The organism is Dankookia rubra, from assembly GCF_004355005.1.
In the GTDB taxonomy this organism is placed as follows: Bacteria; Pseudomonadota; Alphaproteobacteria; order Acetobacterales; family Acetobacteraceae; genus Paracraurococcus; species Paracraurococcus ruber_A.
Genome location: NZ_SMSJ01000103.1, coordinates 1 through 15,937, shown reverse-complemented (window position 1 = coordinate 15,937; position 15,937 = coordinate 1). Strand labels below are relative to the sequence as shown.

The 15,937-nt window shown below is 74.0% G+C and carries 15 protein-coding genes; 3 read left to right on the top strand and 12 right to left on the bottom strand.

Annotated elements, in window-relative coordinates:
- Positions 1-302: SH3 domain-containing protein (locus tag E2C06_RS31375; protein WP_133292513.1), on the top strand; the 302-nt coding region annotated here is incomplete at its 5' end.
- A gap of 114 nt (positions 303-416) precedes the next feature.
- Here E2C06_RS31375 and E2C06_RS31370 read toward each other — a convergent pair.
- A complete protein-coding gene (locus E2C06_RS31370) occupies positions 417-1,214 on the bottom strand; it encodes an HpcH/HpaI aldolase family protein (RefSeq protein WP_133292512.1) in 798 nt (265 codons plus the stop codon).
- Between the two features lie 121 nt (positions 1,215-1,335).
- Here E2C06_RS31370 and E2C06_RS31365 point away from each other — a divergent pair, with 121 nt between their 5' ends.
- Positions 1,336-1,557 carry a biotin/lipoyl-binding carrier protein gene (locus tag E2C06_RS31365; protein WP_133292511.1) on the top strand — a complete coding sequence of 74 codons (222 nt, stop codon included), beginning with the start codon at positions 1,336-1,338 and terminating at the stop codon, positions 1,555-1,557.
- Positions 1,558-1,800: 243 nt separating this feature from the next.
- Here the strand turns inward: E2C06_RS31365 and E2C06_RS31360 are convergent, their stop codons facing one another.
- Complete coding sequence (locus tag E2C06_RS31360; protein WP_241671555.1) at positions 1,801-2,052, bottom strand: hypothetical protein; 252 nt, start codon at positions 2,050-2,052, stop codon at positions 1,801-1,803.
- Between the two features lie 97 nt (positions 2,053-2,149).
- Between E2C06_RS31360 and E2C06_RS31355 the strand changes: the two genes are divergently transcribed.
- Positions 2,150-2,395, top strand: coding sequence for a DUF1272 domain-containing protein (locus E2C06_RS31355; protein ID WP_133292510.1), 246 nt, complete (start codon positions 2,150-2,152; stop codon positions 2,393-2,395).
- 212 nt (positions 2,396-2,607) lie between these two features.
- On the opposite strand, the gene E2C06_RS31350 is transcribed toward E2C06_RS31355, so the two are convergent.
- From E2C06_RS31350 to E2C06_RS31305, 10 genes are all read right to left on the bottom strand, one after another.
- Complete coding sequence (locus E2C06_RS31350; protein WP_206664774.1) at positions 2,608-3,735, bottom strand: alpha/beta hydrolase; 1,128 nt, start codon at positions 3,733-3,735, stop codon at positions 2,608-2,610.
- A gap of 52 nt (positions 3,736-3,787) precedes the next feature.
- Complete coding sequence (locus E2C06_RS31345; RefSeq protein WP_133292509.1) at positions 3,788-5,179, bottom strand: aldehyde dehydrogenase family protein; 1,392 nt, start codon at positions 5,177-5,179, stop codon at positions 3,788-3,790.
- A complete protein-coding gene (locus E2C06_RS31340) occupies positions 5,142-5,570 on the bottom strand; it encodes a nuclear transport factor 2 family protein (RefSeq protein ID WP_133292508.1) in 429 nt (142 codons plus the stop codon). Before E2C06_RS31340 ends, E2C06_RS31345 begins: the two co-directional genes overlap by 38 nt.
- A 137-nt stretch (positions 5,571-5,707) precedes the next feature.
- Complete coding sequence (locus tag E2C06_RS38555) at positions 5,708-6,922, bottom strand: hydroxysqualene dehydroxylase (RefSeq protein ID WP_133292507.1); 1,215 nt, start codon at positions 6,920-6,922, stop codon at positions 5,708-5,710.
- Positions 6,919-8,580 carry a squalene/phytoene synthase family protein gene (locus E2C06_RS31330; protein ID WP_133292506.1) on the bottom strand — a complete coding sequence of 554 codons (1,662 nt, stop codon included), beginning with the start codon at positions 8,578-8,580 and terminating at the stop codon, positions 6,919-6,921. The genes E2C06_RS38555 and E2C06_RS31330 overlap by 4 nt, the downstream gene beginning before the upstream one ends.
- On the bottom strand, positions 8,577-9,671 hold the full coding sequence (locus tag E2C06_RS31325; protein WP_133292505.1) for a glycosyltransferase: 1,095 nt from the start codon (positions 9,669-9,671) through the stop codon (positions 8,577-8,579). The genes E2C06_RS31330 and E2C06_RS31325 overlap by 4 nt, the downstream gene beginning before the upstream one ends.
- Positions 9,672-9,732: 61 nt before the next feature.
- On the bottom strand, positions 9,733-10,554 hold the full coding sequence (locus tag E2C06_RS31320; RefSeq protein WP_133292504.1) for a lysophospholipid acyltransferase family protein: 822 nt from the start codon (positions 10,552-10,554) through the stop codon (positions 9,733-9,735).
- 2 nt (positions 10,555-10,556) lie between these two features.
- Entirely contained in the window at positions 10,557-12,164 is a 1,608-nt protein-coding gene (locus tag E2C06_RS31315; RefSeq protein ID WP_133292503.1) for a phytoene desaturase family protein, read from the bottom strand.
- A gap of 55 nt (positions 12,165-12,219) precedes the next feature.
- Positions 12,220-13,809, bottom strand: coding sequence for a phytoene desaturase family protein (crtI, locus tag E2C06_RS31310; protein ID WP_133292502.1), 1,590 nt, complete (start codon positions 13,807-13,809; stop codon positions 12,220-12,222).
- Between the two features lie 160 nt (positions 13,810-13,969).
- A complete protein-coding gene (locus E2C06_RS31305; RefSeq protein ID WP_133292501.1) occupies positions 13,970-15,619 on the bottom strand; it encodes an acyl-CoA dehydrogenase family protein in 1,650 nt (549 codons plus the stop codon).
- Between the last annotated feature and the right edge of the window lie 318 nt (positions 15,620-15,937).

The following is a 15,937-nucleotide window of genomic DNA, read 5'->3' as shown; positions in this document are numbered from 1 at the left end:
CGCCGCGGCCGGCCGAGCCGGCACCGGCATCCCCGGCGCCCCCCGCCCGCGCCCTGCCGCCGCTGCCCACCGCGGCCGCGATCCCGCCGCCCCCCGCCGCGGAGCAGCCGGCGCGGCTGACGGTGCGGGCGGCGGCCAATATCCGCGCCCAGCCGAACAACAAGGCGACCATCATCCGCACCGCGCCGCAGGGCGAGGTGCTGCGCGAGTTCAGCCGGAGCTACGACGACTGGGTGGAAGTGGGCGACACCAGGCCGCAGGGCTGGATGTTCGGCAAGTACCTGGTGCCGGTGAAGCCCTAGGGTTTGCAGGCCCCACTCCGTTCTTTCGGTGGGTCGGCACTCGCCGCGCGGCGAGTGCCAGACTCGCAGAAATAAAGGAGGGTCCAGGGAGGATACTTCCTCCCCGGCCTTGCCTCACTCCGCCTCCAGCGCCGCCTGGATCCCCCGCGTCCAGGCCCCCGCGCCGGCCGAGAGCAGGCCGATATCCGTCTGCGTCGTCAGGAAGCGGGCGCCGCGCCGGATGATCGCCGCCTGGGCCCTGGGGTCGCGCTGGCCGCCGCAGCCGAACTGCACGCCATTGGCGCGGCAGGCCGCGATCACCCGGTCGATCGCCGCCTGCAGCTCCGGATCGGCATATTGCCCCGGCTTGCCCATGTTGGTCAGCAGGTCGTTCATGCCGATGTGGATGACGTCGATCCCGGGCGTCGCGGCGATCGCCTCGACATTCTCCACCCCCTCCCGCGTCTCGATCATGCAGGCGAGGAAGGTCATGGCATCGACCGCGGGCAGCGCCTCGGCGGGCGGGACGGCGGCGAAGTCGTAATAGGGATAGCCGCCGGTGACGCTGCGGCGGCCGAGCGGGCCGAAGCGCACCGCGGCAACGGCGGCCCGCGCTTCCTCGGCGGTGTTCACGTCCGGGAAGACGATGCCGGTGACGCCGTTGTCGAGCAGCGCCTGCACGTCGGGGTCGCGGACCGAGCGCACCCGGGCGAAGGGCGCGACGCCGAGCGCCACGGCGGCCTGGGCGATGTGGCCGATGGTCTCGAGGTTGAACAGGCTGTGCTGCACATCGATGAAGAGGAAGTCATGCCCGGTGGCGCGGGCGATGCGGGCGATCTCGGCCGAGCGGGACATCCGCACGCCGAGGCCGAGCGCGGTGCCGCCGGCGGCCAGCTTCGCCTTCACCGGGTTGGAAAGCGCGGGGGCGGGCATGCGGGGTTCCTCCGGTGCGGTCCTGCCGGCATGGCAGCATCCCGCCGGCGCCCCGGCAACCCGGCTTGACCCTGGCTGCCCGCGCCCGTCGAATGGCCGCGACGTCCAGGGGGGAATGCGCATGGCGGAAATCCGCGTGAAGGCCGAGATCGCCGGCTCGGTCTGGAAGATCCTGGTGCAGCCGGGCGAAGCAGTGGCGGCCGAGGACAGCCTGATGCTGCTGGAATCGATGAAGATGGAGATTCCCGTGGTCGCGCCGCGCGCCGGCACGGTGCTGGAATGGCGGGTGGCGGAAGGCGAGGCGGTGGCGGAGGGCGATGTCGTCGTGGTGCTGCGGGCCTAGGGCGTCGGCCCTGGCGGGGTACCGGCCCGGGGCATCCCGGGCTCTTCCGCAGCGGCGTCGCGGGCTGGTCGGATCGCCCGGCACGGCGCGGGCGACGACGCGGGACCGGATTCGCTGGGGAGATGAGGCCGCACGGCGCGCGGCGCCCCGCGGGGCCGGCATCGCTGGGCCGACCCGGCTGCGGAACCGCAGCCTCCGGGCCGTTTGGGCTCCCGGTGGGCCGAGGCCCGGCGGCGACCCGCGTCAGTCGTTCGATTCGTTGGTGGAGATCGGATCCTCCAGCCCCGTGCGGTCGCGCCGCGTCGGGAAGATGTCGACCGGGCCGCCGAGTTCCGCGGCGCGTTCGGCGCGGTCGCCGGGCTGCGCGTCGCCGGTGCCGATGGGGCGGTCGATCGTGCCGCTGGCGCGCTCGGCGGCGGGATCGGGCGAGATGCGGCCGGGATCGTCGGGCGGCTCGCCGGGGCGGGTGGGCTTCGGGGTTGTTTTGTCGCTCATGCCCAGGCCAACGCGCCCCGCCGGCCCCGGGTTCGCCGGGCTTGACCCGGGCGGCGCCGGCGCGGAGGCTGCGCGGCAGGACCGGGAGGCCCCTGCGATGCTCGAACTCCGCCCCTGCTGCGAGTGCTGCGGCACGGACCTGCCGCCGGCGAGTGCCGAGGCGCGGATCTGTTCCTACGAATGCACCTTCTGCGCCGCCTGCGCGGACGGCGTGTTGCAGGGCCGCTGTCCCAATTGCACGGGGGAGCTGGTGCGCCGCCCGGTGCGCCCGGCCGAGAAGCTGCTGAAGCACCCCGCGAGCACGGTCAGGAAGGTGAAGCCGGCGGGCTGCGCCGCAGCCTGAACCGCCGCGGCCGGACCGGAATCCTTTCGGCCCTGGCAGGGCAGGATCGGTCCAGCGACCGGCGAAGCCCCGCTGCGCGTCCCGGGTGTCTCCACCCGGGGATGCTTCCAGGCCGGGCCGACATTGCCCTGCCGCGGCAGGGCAATGTCGGTCGAGGCTTGGTCGAGCCAGCGATTGACGTCCTGCGTGTGTCCACCCAGGACGATCGCAGGCTAGAGGCTCGCCATCGGCACGCCGAAGGCGTCCCGCAGCCGCATCGCCGTGAAGCGCTGCGCCTCCGTCGCGTCCGGCACCGTCGGCGCCAGGCCGAAGAACTCGTGCGTCGCCCCCGGCCAGGTCCGCTGCACCACCGGCACGCCCGCCGCCTGCAGCTTCTGCGCCAGCATCTCGCCGTCCGAGCGCAGCGGGTCGATGCCGGCATTGATGATGGTCGCCGGCGGCAGGCCGCGCAGGTCGGCCTTGCCCACCACGTCGAGCCGCGGGTCCTGCAGGTCGAGCGGCGACCGGGTGACCTTGTCGACGAACCAGAGCATGTCGTCGCGCCCGAGCGGCACCGCGGCGGTATTCTCGAGGTAGGAGGGCGTGCGGGTATCGGTGCCGGCCACCGGATAGACCAGCAGCATGTGCGCGGGCTTCGGCAGCCGCTGGTCGCGAATGCCCATCGCGGTGGCGATCGCCAGGTTGCCGCCGGCGCTCTCCCCGGCCAGGGCGACGCGGCGGCGGTCGGCGCCGAGCCGCTGGGCCGCGCCGAGCGCCCAGGCATAGGCGACCAGCGCGTCGTCATGCGCGGCGGGGAATTTGTGCTCCGGCGCCTGGCGGTAGTGGCAGGAAAGCACGACCGCGCCGGTCTCGGCCGCCAGCGCCCGGGCGGAGGCGTCGTAGGTGTCGAGGTCGGCGATGACCCAGCCGCCGCCATGCCAGTAGACGATCAGCGGCAGCGGGCCGCGGCCGCCCTCCGGGATATAGGCCCGGGCCGGGATCGGCCCGTTGCGGCTGGGAATGGAAAGGTCCTGGACCCGGGCAACCGGCCGCGGCGTCGTCGGCACGCCCTGCTGCGCCTGCACCCGGCGGACCGCATCGGCCATGCTGGGCTGCCGCCGGGCCTGCTCGACCGTCAGCGTCGAGACCGGCTTGGCGCCGAGGTCGATCAGCGCCTGCACCACCGATCCCATGGGCTGGTCGGCCTTGTTGGCGCTGAGCAGCGCGGCCGGGCGGCCGGCGCCGCTGCTGGCGCCGGCGACGGTCCCGGTGCCGGCGAGATCCATGGCGGTGGTCTGGCAGCCCGCGAGGGCAAGGGCGCCGAGCAGGGTGCCGCGGCGCGTAGTCGGATGGATGGGCATGACGTTTCCCGGAAGGATGCAGGGTCACAACGCCAGCGGCACGGATCCGGTTCTAGCGCAGGATGCGGCGGATCAGCGCGCGGCCCCGCTCGCCGCGCGGCGGGTCGAGCAGGCGCGAGAGGCTCCAGCGCCCATGCGCGACCCGGGCGCGGAGCAGGCTGAATTCGAGGAACCCCGCCTCCCCGTTCCGCCGGCCGAAGCCGGAGGCGCCGGTGCCGCCGAAGGGCAGGTCCGGGAAGGCGGCGTATTCGATGCAGCGGCCCGCGACGAGGGCGCCGCTCCGGGTGCCGGCGGCGACCGCGGCTTCCTCCTCCCGCGTCGCGCCGAAGAGGTAGACCGCCAGCGGGCGCGGGCGCTCGGCGATCCAGGCGATGGCGGCGGGGAGGCCGGGCAGCGGCTGCACCGCCAGCACGGGCCCGAAGATCTCGGTCGCGTGCAGGGAATGGCCGGGCGGCGCCTCGGCCAAGGCCAGGGCGCGCCGGCGGCCGGGGCCAGGCGGGGCCAGCGGCGTCAGCGTCGCGCCCTCGCAGAGCGCATCCAGCCGCGCCGCCTGGCGGCCGTTCACCACCACCGTGTCCGGCAGGCCGATCCCCGTCGCGCGGCAGGCCGCCGCGAAATCCGCGGGCGTGTGGCCGACCAGCAGGACGGTGTCGGGCGCGATGCAGGTCTGCCCGGCATTCACCACCTTCCCCGCCAGGATCGCCTGCGCCGCCCGGCCGAGATCGGCGCCGGGCAGCACCAGCGCCGGGCACTTGCCGCCGAGCTCGAGCGTCAGCGGGACGAGGTTGGCGGCGGCGGCCTGCATGACGCGCCGCCCGGTCTCGGTGCCGCCGGTGAAGACCAGGTGGTCCCAGGGCTGCGCGGCGAAGGCGGCGGCGACCTCGGGCCCGCCCTGGACCACCCGGGCGACCTCCGGCCCCCAGGCCGCGGCGGTGAGGTCGGCGAGCAGGGCGGCGGTGCCCGGGGTCGCCTCGGCCGGCTTGATCGCCACGCGGTTGCCGGCGGCGACGGCGTCGATCGCCGGCAGCAGGGCGAGCTGCAGCGGGTAGTTCCAGGGCGCCATGATGCCGACGACGCCCTTCGGCACCGGCTCCACCGCGGCGCGGGCGGGGCGGAAGGGGAATGGCACGCCGGCCCGACGCGGCTTCGCCCAGGCCCGCAGCTGCGCGGCGCCGTGGCGGGCGGCATCCACGGTCAGCTTCACCTCGGCCAGCAGCGTCTCCTCCGGGCTGCGGCCGCCGTAATCGGCATCGAGCGCGGCGGCGACGTCCCCGGCCCGGCGCAGCAGGAGCTCGGCCAGGGCGAGCAGCAGGGCGCGACGGCGGTCGAGCGGCAGGGCGCCGTCGCGCGCCGCCGCCGCCCGCAGGGCGGCCAGCGCCGCGGCGGGAGCTTCGCCAGCGGCGTCCTCAGTAGCCTCGGTAACCGACCAGCTGCGCAGCGCCATCGCTCCAGATCGTCACGGCGGCGATGCGGCCGCCGCGGAGGGTGAAGAGGTGGACCCAACAGCCCGGTGAATCCAGGCCGGTCATGCGGAAGCGCAGGTGCTCCCGGCCGAGGACCAGGACACGGTCGTGCCCGACCGCGGCGATCTCCACGGGTTCATGGGCCAGGATCTCCGCCGCGGTGTCGAGCCGGCGGAGGTACTCCGCGATGCCGGCATGCCCGGCAAAGCGGCCGGCATAGGGCAGGTGCAGCGGGTCGCCGACATGCTCCAGGCCGACATCCTCGGCGCAGTCACCGAGCATGGCGTCGGCGTCGCCGACCCGCAGCGCGGCAAGCGCGCGACGGACCAGGGCGACGGGAGCCTCGCATCCGGCGGGCGGCATCCAGGTCATGTGCTTCTCCGAGCCGAGTCCAGGTTACGGCGCCGCCAGGACGGCGGATGCGTAGCGATCGCGGAACCCTGGCCGACCGCCTTTTGGCGCGCACGCCCCGGGCCGTGGCGATCCGGCGCCGGAGGCGGGGCGAAGCGTCAGCACGGCAAGGCACACGCCGCCGCCTCCCCGCTGCGGACCGAGGCCTCGATCGTCGCGGGCAGCAGCGGGTCGGTCCAGTCGCCCGCCAAGGCGAGGTTCGCCAGCGGCAGCCGTGACGGGCGCAGCGGCGGGCCGGGCGTGTGGCGCGGCGTGGCGCGGCGTTCCTTGACCACGCGGCAGGGCGGCGGCGCTTCCGGCCACTCGCCTGCGAGCCCGAATGCCAGCGCCGCCTGGCGCAGCTCCGCCCAGGCGCGCGGGCCGAGCGTCGCCTGGTCCTCCCGCGCCGCGTCGTCGCCGGCGCTGACGGTGACCGAAACGCCCGCCGGCCGCACGAGCACCCATTGGCAGAGCGCGTCGAGCATGCCGATGAAGCGGACCGGGCCGGGGCCTGGCCGCGCGTAATGCAGGTTGACGATCGGGGCGTAGCTTCCAGGCGTGTCCAGGTGCGGCAGCAGCCGCTGGCTCTCCCAGGGCGGCGTCGCCAGGACGGCGGCATCGCCGGGGCCGAGCGTCACCGCATCCTCGCCGAAGTCGAGCCCCGCCAAGCGCCCGCCCTGCACCACCAGCCGGCGCAGCCGGGCGCCGAAGCGGATCGTGCCGCCGGCCCGCGCGATGGCGGCCAGCGCCGGCGCGACCAGGTCCGGCCCCAAACCCTCCCGCGCCACCAGCAGCCGCGTCGCGCCGCGGCCGCCGAGCCGCCGCAGCACCGCGCCGAGCCGGTTGGCGGAGGCTTCCCCGACCGGCGTGTTCAGCGCCGCGACCACCAGCGGGTCGACGAAGCCGCGGAGGAATTCCGGATGCGCCGCCATGGCCGGCCCGACCGCGCGGTCCCGCCCCGGCAGCGCCAGCCCGGCCAGCGCCAGCAGCGCCCGACCCGAAAGCCCCGGCGGGCGCAATGCCGGATTCCCCCAGCCGAGCGGCGAGAGCGCGACGCGGAAGGCGCGGCCGTCGCGCAGGTCGAGCACCGGCAGGCCGGCAGGCTCCGGCTCCACCCAGCCCTCCAGCGCGCCGATCCGCCGCAGCAGGCCGAGCGCCGCCGTGTTGGCGCCGAGCAGCGCATGGGTGCCGTTGTCGGTGCCGTCCGGCAGGGCGCGGCAGCGGCCGCCGGCATTGGGCGCCGACTCGTGCAACACAATGGGCCGGCCGGCCTCGGCGAGCGCCAGCGCGGCGGCGAGGCCCGCGACCCCGGCTCCGATGACATGGACGGTCATGGCGCGCGGCCGAACCCCAGCGCCATCCAGGCCATGCGCAGCTTTTCGCCCTTGGTCAGCTTCGGCCTGGGACGCGCGCCGGCCCAGCCGCGCCGCACCAGACGGTCCATCAGCCGCTTGTAGCCCCACATCATGACGGCCGCCGGCAGCAGCGCCTGCGGGTCATAGGCCCGGATGTCGCGCTCGGCCGCGGCGAAGCCCTCGGCCGCCCGTTCGCCGAGGCGCGCGCAGATCGCGGCGAAGGCCGGATGCGCGACGATCTCGGTGGCAGGGCCATCCGGGATGCCCGCCGCGTCCAGCAGGTCGCGCGGGATGTAGACCCGCTCGCGCAGCGCGTCCTCGTCGACGTCGCGCAGGATGTTGGTGAGCTGGAAGGTGTGGCCGAGCGCCAGGCCGAAGCCCTCGGCCTCCGGCGCGCCGAAGATGCGGACGCTCATCGCCCCGACGCTGCCGGCGACCTGGCGGCAATAGAGGTCGAGATCGGCCTCGGTCGCCAACCGCAGCCGGTCGGCGCTGTCGGTCTCCATGCCGGCGATCATCGCCTCGCACTCGGACAGCGGCACGCCATAGGCCTCCCGTGCGAAGGCCAGCTCGCGGGAGAGCACGCAGTCGGGCGCCACCAGCTTGCGGCGCCAGTCGGCGAGGAAGCGGCGCTTCTCGGCTTCCGGCATCGCGCCGTCGGCGATGTCGTCGACCGACCGGCAGAAGGCATAGACGCCCCAGAGCGCCCGCCGCCGCCCGCCCTTCAGCGCCGCCATGCCGCACGCGAAGGACGACCCGGCGCGGGAAACGCGGGAGGCGACGACCGGCGCGTCGCGCGGCCCGAGCGAGAAGGCCCCGGCCAGCGCGCGGGCGACATCCGCCTTGGTCAGCGCGACGCGCCCCGGCACCGGGTCGGCCCGGCGCAGCCGCGCCAGCAGGCGCCGGGCGCAGCCGATGGTCATCGCGCTCTGGATCGCCAGCCGGCGCGACCGCAGCAGCCGCGGCAGGGCGCTGGCGCGGTCCAGCTCCTCCTCGACCCGGTCGAGCGCCGCGTCCAGCACCTCCCGCCGCCGCCCGGCATTGGCGGGGTCGAAGAAGGCCTGCTCGCCGCCGGCGATCGCCATCCAGGGCTCCGGCAGGTAGATCCGGTCGAGCGCGGCGCGGTCCGGCACCAGGTCCTGCAGGTGGTTCAGCACCTGCAGCGCGGTGCAGAGCCCGTCCGCCGCGGCATTGGCCGCCGCGTTCCCGCCATCCCCGTGCAGCCGCAGCAGCATCCGCCCGACCGGGTCGGCCGAGCGGCGGCAATAGTCCTCGAGCTCCGCCCAGTCGGCATAGCGGGTCTTCACCGCATCCTGGCGGAAGGCCGAGAGCATCAGCCGCGCCTCCGCCACCCCGACCTCGGCGCGATGCATCGCCGCGGCCTCCGGCAGCGCCGTGCCGGGGTCGTCCAGCGCCCGCTCCATCGCATCCAGCCGGCGGATCTTCTCCTCGGCCGGCAGGTCGGGGCTGTCGCCGATGTCGTCGGCGACGCGGACGAAGCGGTAGAAGGCCATCACCTTGGCCCGCAGCGGCTTCGCCAGCAGCAGGGACGCGGTCGGGAAATTCTCCGTGTCGTGGTCGCGGGTCGGCGTCGCGGAGACGGCGAGGCTTGCGGTTACGGGCGCCGGGGCATTCATGCCGCCTTTGTGGCCGGATATGCGCGGCCTTTCCAGCCCGCCGGCCGGCCCATCAGCCACCGGGCCATGGCCCACCACTGGATCGCCAGCGCCACCAGCATGGTCGCGGGATGCAGCGGGATGGTCCACCAGGGCTCCCGCGCCCGGATCGTCACCGCCGCCCGCAGCGCCAGCATCAGCGCGATCGCCAGGACGGCCTGCATCTCCGGCAGCAGCGCCCAGGGCCAGAGATGCGCCCCGGCCAGCAGCACGGTCCAGATCGGCAGGCCGAGCGGGGTCGCCATCCCCTCCCGCGCATTCTTCAGGAAGCCGCCCCAGCATTCGGCGAAGCCGCGGTACATCCGGCAGGTCGCCAGCGGGGCGCCGTCCACCACCTCGGTCCGGTGGCCCTCCGTGCGGAACAGCCGGGCCAGGGCAAGGCCTTCGTGCAGCACGCGGCGCACCGCGCCATGCCCGCCGATGGCGTCATAGGCGCGGCGCTCGCACAGCACGAGCTGGCCGCAGGCCGCCGCCAGGTCGGGCCGCACCGTCTCCGCCCGCCCGCCGCCGGGCAGGTAGCCGAGCAGGAGGAAATTGATTCCCGGCACCGTCAGCGCCTCGCCGAGCGAGCCGATGACTTGCCGCGGCACGCCGCTGACCATGGCGAGGCGCTTCTCCGCCGCATGCGCCGCCATCGCCGCCGCGGCGCCCGGGGCCAGCCGCACGTCGGCGTCGATGAAGAGCAGCCAGTCGCCGCGCGCGGCCTCGGCCAGCCTGGCGCAGGCATGCACCTTGCCGGTCCAGTCGGGCGGCAGGGGCGGCGCCGCGGCGAGGCGGACGCGCGGGTCGGCGGCGGCCAGCCGGCGGACGATCTCGGGCGTGCCGTCGGTGGAGCCGTCATCCATCACCACGACCTCGACCGCGACGCCGCGGCTGGCCAGGGCGGCCGTCACGCAGGCCTCGACATTGGCGGCCTCGTCGCGGGCGGGGATCAGGACGGAGACGAGCCCCTCGGCGCGATCACCGGTCAGGCCTGGCAGGCGGCGCAGGTTGTGCAGGCCGATCGAGGCAGGCAGGGCCGTCAGGCCCAGGCAAAGCCAGGTCCAATCCATCAGGAAGAAAAAACGCGGGGAAGGTAGTCCCCCCGCGCCCCCCAGCTGTTCTTTTGGGTTTTCATGCGCTTTCTCCGGCGCTTGGGTCGTGGCGGGGGTCGAAGGGCTTGCCGCGGGCGACCGCCAGGGCATGCCGCCAGCGCTCGTAGATGCCGCCCATGCCCTCGCGGCCGCGCAGCACCGGGCGGAAGCGTGTGGGGTCGCGGGCGATCGCATCCTCGGCCAGGCGGTCCATGGCCGCCTCCAACGCCCGGGCCAGCCGCTCGCTGCGCGCCTCACGGTCCAGTGCGGCCAGGGTCTCGCCCTCGATCGGCGGGCCGAAGCCGCAGAGCATCTCGGCGGCGCGCTCGGACCAGAAGGGATACTCGATCGCCATCGGCAGGAAGCGCGCCCCGGGCGCCAGCTCGGCCAGCCGCACCAGCCCGGGCGCCATCGGCACCGGCCGCTCCCGCACATCCATGAAGCGGCCGGGCGCGTTCATCCAGAGCATGGCGCCGGGCTCGGCCAGCACCGCCTTCGCCGTCCGCAGGAAGGCGACCGCCCCGCGCGCCGACTGCTGCTCCACCCCGAAGACGCCGATCCGGGTCATGAAGCCGTAGCGCTGCAACGCCGCGGCCTCCATCGGGATGAACATCCGGCGCCCCGGGAAGAGCTCGGTCGAATAGAGCATGAAGGCCACGCCGTCCCACCAGGACGGATGGTTGGCATACACCACCAGCGGCCGGCCGGGCTCGTCCGGCGGCGGCAGGCCCCACCTGGCGAGCCGCACCGCGCGCAGGTGCCTGGCGGCGAAGCCGGCGAACATGAAGCGGTAGAAGGCGAAGCGCGCCGGGGAGAACAGCGCGACCGGCGACGCCCCCTCCCCCTTGCGCCCCGCCGCCATGGCTATTCCGCCGCCAGCCGCGCCCGCAGCGCGTCGCGCTGCCCGGCCTGCTCGGCCGCCGTGCTCATGCCCCGCCCGCCGAGGTCCTGGTCCAGCGCGTCGGCGGCGATCCAGCCGGACATCATCACCATCGGCATGCCGGGACCCGGATGCGCCGCGCCGCCGGCGAGGTAGAGGCCCTTGACCTGCTTCGACCGGTTGCTCGGCTTGAAGGCGCCGGTCCAGCGGCCGTGGCTGGCGAGCCCGTAGATGGCGCCGTCCAGCACCTTGTAGCGCTCGTGGATGTCGACCGGCGTCAGCGCCTGCTCGACCACGATGCGCTCCTCGATGTCCTCCATCCCCGCGGTGCGCTTCAGCTTGTCGAGGATCACCTGACGGTAGGGGGCGAACATCCTCGACCAGTCCTGCCCCGGCCGCAGGTGCGGCGTGTGCACCAGCACATAGAGCGCCTCGCCGCCCTCGGGCGCCACGGTGTTGTCCGAGCAGGAGGGTGCCGCGAGATAGGCGGTCGGGTCGGGGGCCGGAATGCCCCGCTTGTAGATCGCGTCGAACTCCTCCTCCGCGTCGCGGGAGAAGACGAAGCAGTGGTGCGCGAGGTGGTCGTAGCGCTTGCGCAGGCCGAGATAGAGCACGACGCCCGAGCAGGCCGGCTCGAACCCCTTCTTCGCGTATTTCCGGCCGGTATCGCCGCCGACCAGCTCCTTGTAGGTGCGGATGGCGTCCATGTTGGAGATGACGGCGTCGCAGGCGATGCGCTCGCCCGATGCGGTCCTCACCGCGCGCACCGCGCCGCCCTCGATGTCGAAGCCGGTGACGTCCACGCCCGGCCGCAGGTCGGCGCCGAGATCCGCGGCCAGCTTGGCCAGGCCCACCGCGACGGCGCGGGTGCCGCCCTTCGGGTACCAGACGCCCTCGGTCGCCTGCATGTCGCCGATGCTGCACAGCACCGCCGGGGCGAGATAGGGCGAGGAGCCGACATACTGGCAGAAATGGTCCAGCATCTGCGCCAGCCGCGCGTCCGGCACATGGCCGCGGATCACCTTCGCCACCGTCTGGCCCATGCGCAGCGCCATCACGTCGCGCATGGTGTCGGGGTTGAAGTTGGCCCGCATGTCCATGGTGTCGCCGATGCCCTCCACCGGCTTCCAGAAGAAAAATTTCTCGGACACCTCGTGCAGCTTCTCGGCGACCTGCTGGAAGCGGCGGTAGCCATCCCCCTGCCCCGTCCCCGGCGCGAAGGCATCCATCGACCGCGCCATGGCGTCCACGTTCTCGATCAAGTCGATCCGCGTGTTGTCGTCGAAGAAGCAGCGCCATTGCGGGTCGAGCCGGATCAGCGGCAGGTCGGCCGCCTGGTCGCGCCCGGCCTCCGCGTAGATGCGGCGCAGCACGCGCGGCACGGTCAGGATCGTCGGCCCCATGTCGAAGCGGAAGCCCTGGTTGCTGCCGGGGCGCTCGGGGTCGGGCAGGTTCAGCACCGCCGCCTTGCCGCCGAGCCACGGGTTCTTGTCGAGCACCGTCACCCGGTGGCCGCGCGCCGCCGCCGTCGCCGCCGCGGCCAGGCCGCCAAGCCCGGCGCCCACCACCACCACATGCGAGGTCATGGCCATTCCCCTTCCCGTCGTCCCGTCGTCGCGCCGGCCGGTGCATCGGCGCCGAATGCATTCACCGCGCCGGCTCCAGCGCCGGCGCGAGGCCCCCCATGGACGGCACCGCCGGCCCGGGACGCAGGCCGAGATCCTCGGCCAGCAGGCGCGTGGTGATCCGCGCGCCCTCGTAGATCACCGGCAGGCCGCTGCCGGGATGCGTGCCGCCGCCGACGAGGTAGACGCCCTCGGTCCCAACGAAGCGGTTCTGCGGCCGGAAGCAGAGCATCTGCGACAGGTCGTGGCTGAGGTTGAAGGTGGCGCCGTGCCCTACCGCGTATTCGTCCCGCCACTCCAGCGGCGTGACCACGCGTTCATACCGGATGCGCGCTTCGAGGTCGCCGAGGCCGAGCTTGGCCAGCCGGTCGAGCACCAGCCGGCGGAAGCGCGGCGCCTCCTCCCGCCAGTCCAGCCCCTGCGCCTTGGCGTCGCGCAGGTTCGGCACCGGCACCAGCAGGTAGAGCGCCGAATGCCCGGGCGGCGCCATGCTGGGGTCGAGGATGCTGGGATTGTGCAAATAGAGGCTGGGCTGGTCCGGCAGGATCCCGGTCTCCAGCTGGCGGATGTTCCGCTCATAGCCCTCGGACAGCATCACTGTGTGGTGCGCCAGGTCCGGGTAGGATCCCTCGATCCCGAGATAGAGCATGAAGGTCGAGCAGGAATACCGCGCCGTCTCGATCTTGGCGTCCTTCCAACGGGGACGCAGCGCCTCCGGCACCAGGTAGGGCATGGAATGCGCGAAATCGGCGTTGACGATCACCGCATCCGCCGCGTGGTGCGCCCCGCCCACCGTCAGCCCGGTCGCCCGGCGGCCGTCGAAGGCGATGTGCTCGACCGGCGCCTCGAAGCGGATCTCGGCACCGAGCCGCTCAGCGACCCGCCCCATCGCCTCCGAGATCGAGCCGCAGCCGCCCTCGATGTGCCAGATGCCGTGCTCGTACTCGAGGAAGCTGAGGATGGTGAAGAGGCTCGGGCAGCGGAACGGCGACATCCCGAGGTACTTGGTCTGGAAGGAGAAGGCGAGCCGCACCAGCGGATGGCTGAAATGCCGCGCCAGGTCCCGGTCCACCGTGCTGTGCGGCCGCAGCAGCTTCAGGCTCTTCAGCACCTCCGGGTGCAGGAAGCGGAAGATGGATTCGAAGGGCTTCTCCAGCACCGGCCGGAAGACCCCCAGCTTGGCGCGGTTCTCGGCGATGAAGGCGCGGAACCCCTTGGCATCCTGCGGGCAAAGCTTGGCGATCTCGGCTTCCATTCGCACCGGGTCGGCGGTGGCGTCGACGCTCGCCGCGCCCTCGAAGAACAGCCGGTAGAGCGGGTCGACCCGGATCAGCCTGGCCTCGTCCTCCAGCCTCGCGCCGACGCTCTCGAAGATCTCGGCGATCACCCGGGGGTAGAGGAAGAAGGTCGGGCCGAGGTCGAAGCGGAAGCCTTCCGGCGTCGACAGCGTCCGGGTGCGGCCACCGACGACCTTGTCCTTCTCGAAGATCGTGACCTGCGCGCCCTGCGCCGCCAGCAACATGGCGGAGGCGAGCCCGCCCGGGCCCGCGCCGACGATGGCGACGCGCGGGCGGCTGACCTTCAGGGCGGGGGTGGCGAGCGGAGCGTTCATGCGCGGCGGCGTGTCCTGCACATTGTCATGGATGGTCGGCAGATGCGGCCGGGAGGCCCATCCGCAAGTGTCCCGCTGCGCAATAAAACAGCATCGGGTGGCGTGAGGCCAGCCGGCTGCGGTCCCGCCGCCACGCCATCGGCCATCTCAGGCCGTCACCTCAGGCCGCGGGCATCAGCGCGAGGAGGCTGTCGGCCGCCTCGATCTCCGCCACCCGCGCCGCCGCCCGCGGCAGCAGCCGGGCCAGGTAGAAGCCGGCGAGCGGCGCGTAGCGCGCGTCCGCCGCCGCGGCGCGGGCGAGCATCCAGCCGCCCAGGGTCCAGCCCGCCGCATCCAGGTAGGCCGCGGCCGAGGCCTGCGCCGCATCGGCGTCCCTGAGGCCGCGGTCGAGCATCCAGTCGGTCGCCCGGGTCATGGCCGCGACGGCCGGCGCCAGCCGCGCATCGCTCGCCGCCACCTCGGCCAGCAGGCCGCGCATGTGCGCGCCGCCGTCGCGGAACAGCTTGCGGCCGACCAGGTCGAGCGCCTGGATGCCGTTGGTTCCCTCGTAGATCGGCGCGATCCGGGCGTCGCGCAGCACCTGGGCGGCGCCGGTGTCCTCGACGAAGCCCATGCCGCCATGCACCTGGATGCCGAGCGAGGCGCAATCGACGCCGCGATCGGTGCACCAGGCCTTGACGATCGGCGTCAGCAGCGCGACCCGTGCCTCGGCCTGCGGCTCGCCCAGCAGGCGGTGGCGGTCGAGCGCGGCGCCGGCCTCGAGCGCCAGCAGGCGGCCGGCCAGGGTGATGGCGCGGATCTCCGCCAGCATCCGCACCACGTCGGGGTGGCGGTCGATCGCCTGGCCGCCCTGCATCCGCTGCGCCGCATAGGGCTCGGCCAGCGCCAGGGCACGGGCGCCCTGCGCCACGCCCTCGACGCCGACGCCGAGGCGGGCGGCGTTCATCATGGCGAACATGGCGTTCAGGCCGCGATTGGCCTCGCCCACCAGCTGCGCCTCCGCCCCCTCGAACAGCATGACGCAGGTGGGGGAGGCATGGATGCCCATCTTCTTCTCGAGCCCGCCGCAGCGCAGCGCGTTGCGGGTGCCGTCCGGCAGCAGCTTCGGCGCGGCGAAGAGGGAGATCCCCTTGGTCCCGGGCGGCGCATCCGGCAGGCGTGCCAGGACCAAGTGCAGGGTATTGTCGGTGAGGTCGTGCTCGCCCCAGGTGATGTAGATCTTCTGCCCGGTGATCCGGTAGCCGCCGGTGCCGTCCGGCTCGGCCCTGGTGCGGACCTGCGACAGGTCGGAGCCGGCCTGCGGCTCGGTCAGGCACATGGTGCCGGTCCATTCGCCGCTGACCAGCTTCGGCAGCCAGGCCTCCTGCTGCGGGGGCGAGGCGAAGCGGGCGATCGCCTCGATCGCGCCGATGCTGAGCAGCGGGCAAAGGCTGAAGGACATGTCGCCGGCGGTCACCAGCTCGGCAACCGCCATCCACAGCGCCTGCGGCAGGTCCTGCCCGCCGGTCTCGATGCCGTTGACCTCGGCCGGGGCCGCCAAGCCCTGCCAGCCGCCCTCGATCCAGGCCTGGTAGGCCGGCCTGTAGCTCGGTGGGGTGCGGACCACGCCGTTCTCGTAGACCGCGCCGTGCCGGTCGGCGGCCATCGTGTGCGGCCAGAGCAGGTCGCGGGCGAAGCGGTCGGCCTCGCCGACGACGGCGGCGATGTCCTCGGCCCCGAGCGGCACGCCGCCGGCGGCGGTCAGGCCGGGCAGGTCGATGACGCGGGTGAGGCCGAAGATCAGGTCCTCGGCGGGGGTGGTGGCAATCATGGCGTTGTCTTGACCCCTGAAGCAGCGCGTATGGGCGAGGCTTGACGGGGTTCACCATGGACCACGGGCTGCGGCAAGCCAATGAGGTGTAAAGCCGCCTCGACACCGTGAGGTTTCGCGCGCCGGTTGAAGTGCCCGTGGATGCGCAATGGGCATGGCAGCGCCCTGGGCACCGCCGGGTCCGCCCGGCGGTGCCCAGGGGTCACCATGCCGTCAGTCGCGGCCGCGGGCGGGGCTGCCGCGCCGGCTGCCGGCGCTGGACCGGCCGCCCTTGGCCGCCGCCGCGGTGCGGCCGGCGGCGCCACGCTTCGCGGCCGG